At 55.0% G+C, this 3,775-nt stretch carries 2 rRNA genes; both read right to left on the bottom strand.

Annotation, left to right across the window (positions count from 1 at the left end):
• Positions 1-49: 49 nt before the first annotated feature.
• Positions 50-166, bottom strand: a 5S ribosomal RNA gene (gene rrf, locus ACI3KX_RS21885).
• A gap of 105 nt (positions 167-271) precedes the next feature.
• Positions 272-3,376, bottom strand: a 23S ribosomal RNA gene (locus ACI3KX_RS21880).
• Positions 3,377-3,775 lie beyond the last annotated feature (399 nt).

Genomic DNA, 3,775 nt, shown 5'->3' with positions numbered 1-3,775 from the left:
TTAACGCGCAATGGCCACCCCATCAGGGGTGGCCATTGCGTGAATGGGTGTCCGGCGGTGTCCTACTCTCCCACAGGGTCCCCCCTGCAGTACCATCGGCGCTGAGAGGCTTAGCTTCCGGGTTCGGAATGTGACCGGGCGTTTCCCTCTCGCTATGGCCGCCGAAACTCTCTTGATGTTTCAGTCTTCACAACGTGAAAAGCAATGTTTTGTTGTGTTCCCGACCGTACATCGGGAACCACTCAGTGGACGCAAGCACCATGAACGGTGTGTTATCAAGTCATCGGCTTATTAGTACCAGTCAGCTGCACGCATTGCTGCGCTTCCACATCTGGCCTATCAACCCAGTAGTCTGGCTGGGAGCCTCTCACCCGAAGGTATGGAAGTCTCATCTTGAGGCCGGCTTCCCGCTTAGATGCTTTCAGCGGTTATCCATCCCGAACGTAGCTAACCAGCGGTGCACTTGGCAGTACAACTGGCACACCAGAGGTTCGTCCAACCCGGTCCTCTCGTACTAGGGTCAGATCCTCTCAAACTTCCTACGCGCGCAGCGGATAGGGACCGAACTGTCTCACGACGTTCTAAACCCAGCTCGCGTACCGCTTTAATGGGCGAACAGCCCAACCCTTGGGACCTACTCCAGCCCCAGGATGCGACGAGCCGACATCGAGGTGCCAAACCATGCCGTCGATATGGACTCTTGGGCAAGATCAGCCTGTTATCCCCGAGGTACCTTTTATCCGTTGAGCGACAGCGCTTCCACAAGCCACTGCCGGATCACTAGTCCCGACTTTCGTCCCTGCTCGACCTGTCAGTCTCACAGTCAAGCTCCCTTGTGCACTTACACTCGCCACCTGATTGCCAACCAGGTTGAGGGAACCTTTGGGCGCCTCCGTTACTTTTTGGGAGGCAACCGCCCCAGTTAAACTACCCACCAGGCACTGTCCCTGAACCGGATTACGGTTCGAAGTTAGATATCCAGAGTGACCAGAGTGGTATTTCAACAATGACTCCACGAATACTGGCGTATCCGCTTCACAGTCTCCCACCTATCCTACACAAGCCACACCGAACACCAATACCAAGCTGTAGTAAAGGTCACGGGGTCTTTCCGTCCTGCTGCGCGTAACGAGCATCTTTACTCGTAATGCAATTTCGCCGAGTTCGCGGTTGAGACAGTTGGGAAGTCGTTACGCCATTCGTGCAGGTCGGAACTTACCCGACAAGGAATTTCGCTACCTTAGGATGGTTATAGTTACCACCGCCGTTTACTGGGGCTTAAATTCTCAGCTTCGCCTTGCGGCTAACCGGTCCTCTTAACCTTCCAGCACCGGGCAGGCGTCAGTCCGTATACATCGTCTTGCGACTTGGCACGGACCTGTGTTTTTAGTAAACAGTCGCTACCCACTAGTCTCTGCGGCCACCACACCCTTTTTGAGGCAAGCTCATATAAGTGGATGGCCCCCCTTCTCCCGAAGTTACGGGGGCATTTTGCCGAGTTCCTTAACCACGATTCTCTCGATCTCCTTGGTATTCTCTACCTGACCACCTGAGTCGGTTTGGGGTACGGGCGGCTAGAACCTCGCGTCGATGCTTTTCTTGGCAGCATAGGATCACCCACTTTTCATCCGCATCGTGTCTCAGCCGTCATGAGTGGCGGATTTGCCTACCACTCGGCCTACGCACTTGCCCCGGGACAACCATCGCCCGGGATGGGCTACCTTCCTGCGTCACACCTGTTAATACGCTAACCGCACCAGAATGGGGTCGTGCGCTAGGCCCACAGCATCACCCCGAAGGGATCCGTCAATGGGATTCAGACACTTAGCACTACTGGGTTAGTTTGGGCGGTTCTTCGCCGGTACGGGAATATCAACCCGTTGTCCATCGACTACGCCTGTCGGCCTCGCCTTAGGTCCCGACTTACCCAGGGAAGATTAGCTTGACCCTGGAACCCTTGGTCTTTCGGAGGACGTGTTTCTCACACGTCTTTCGCTACTCATGCCTGCATTCTCACTCGTGTGGCGTCCACGGCTGGGTCACCCCGCCGCTTCACTCGCCACACGACGCTCTCCTACCCATCAACACGGCTGGACCACGAAGGCCTACCAATAATGTCAATGCCACAACTTCGGTGGCGTGCTTGAGCCCCGTTACATTGTCGGCGCGGAATCACTTGACCAGTGAGCTATTACGCACTCTTTCAAGGGTGGCTGCTTCTAAGCCAACCTCCTGGTTGTCTAAGCAACTCCACATCCTTTCCCACTTAGCACGCGCTTAGGGACCTTAGATGGTGGTCTGGGTTGTTTCCCTCTCGACTATGAAGCTTATCCCCCACAGTCTCACTGCTGCGCTCTCACTTACCGGCATTCGGAGTTTGGCTGACGTCAGTAACCTTGTAGGGCCCATCGGCCATCCAGTAGCTCTACCTCCGGCAAGAAACACGCAACGCTGCACCTAAATGCATTTCGGAGAGAACCAGCTATCACGAAGTTTGATTGGCCTTTCACCCCTATCCACAGCTCATCCCCTCAGTTTTCAACCTAAGTGGGTTCGGCCCTCCACGACGTCTTACCGTCGCTTCAGCCTGGCCATGGATAGATCACTTCGCTTCGGGTCTAGGACATGCGACTGAATCGCCCTATTCAGACTCGCTTTCGCTACGGCTACCCCACCCGGGTTAACCTCGCCACATATCGCTAACTCGCAGGCTCATTCTTCAAAAGGCACGCTGTCACCCCTACTAAGGAGGCTCCAACGGTTTGTAAGCAAACGGTTTCAGGTACTATTTCACTCCCCTCCCGGGGTACTTTTCACCTTTCCCTCACGGTACTTGTCCGCTATCGGTCATCTGGGAGTATTTAGGCTTATCAGGTGGTCCTGACAGATTCACACGGGATTTCTCGGGCCCCGTGATACTTGGGATACTCTCCACGTCAGAACACGCATTTCGACTACGGGGCTGGCACCCACTCTGGCCCGCCTTTCAAGACGGTTCGTCTATACGCTTCTGTCACGTCGACCACTCGGCAGAATGATCCGGAAAGTCCCACGACCCCTCACATGCAACTCCTGCCGGATATCACACACATAAGGTTTAGCCTGATCCGATTTCGCTCGCCACTACTCACGGAATCACTGTTGTTTTCTCTTCCTGTGGGTACTGAGATGTTTCACTTCCCCACGTTCCCTCTACCCGCCCTATATATTCAGGCGGGAGTCACCAGGTACGCACGCGCCCTGGCGGGGTTTCCCCATTCGGACACCCTCGGATCAAAACTTGCTTATCAGTTCCCCGAGGCTTATCGCAGATTGCTACGTCCTTCTTCGGCTCCAGATGCCAAGGCATCCACCGTTTGCTCTTAAAGACTTGAAATCACATGAGTTTCATCAAGAATCGAACCCAGACAATAAAGTCCAGGCTGAAATTGACTAATGATCTTTAAGATCATCAATATGAACCAGCCCGAAGGCCGATCCAAAAGATGCTCGCGTCCACTGTGTAGTTCTCAAAGTACGGGCGGTACCCCCCACCACCGGCAGCAGCCGGCAACCAGGAAGCCCAGAGAGTCAAACCCACCACCACAACCCTCCCCAAACGGAAAGATCACAGCGGCAGCGTCCGGTCCCTCAGGACCCAACAGCGTGCAGGCACCCCGCTCACCAACCCCCACCCTCCAACCACACCCCCGAAGGAGCACGGCGTACTAGTAGGAACCAGCTGCGCTGATGCCATGTCAAATGTTCCACCCTGAGCCCCAGCCACACACAGTCG

This window comes from Microbacterium sp. ZW CA_36, assembly GCF_044987475.1.
GTDB lineage: Bacteria > Actinomycetota > Actinomycetes > Actinomycetales > Microbacteriaceae > Microbacterium.
Note: the sequence above shows the minus strand (reverse complement) of the source record. Positions and strands in the feature narration are given on the sequence as shown.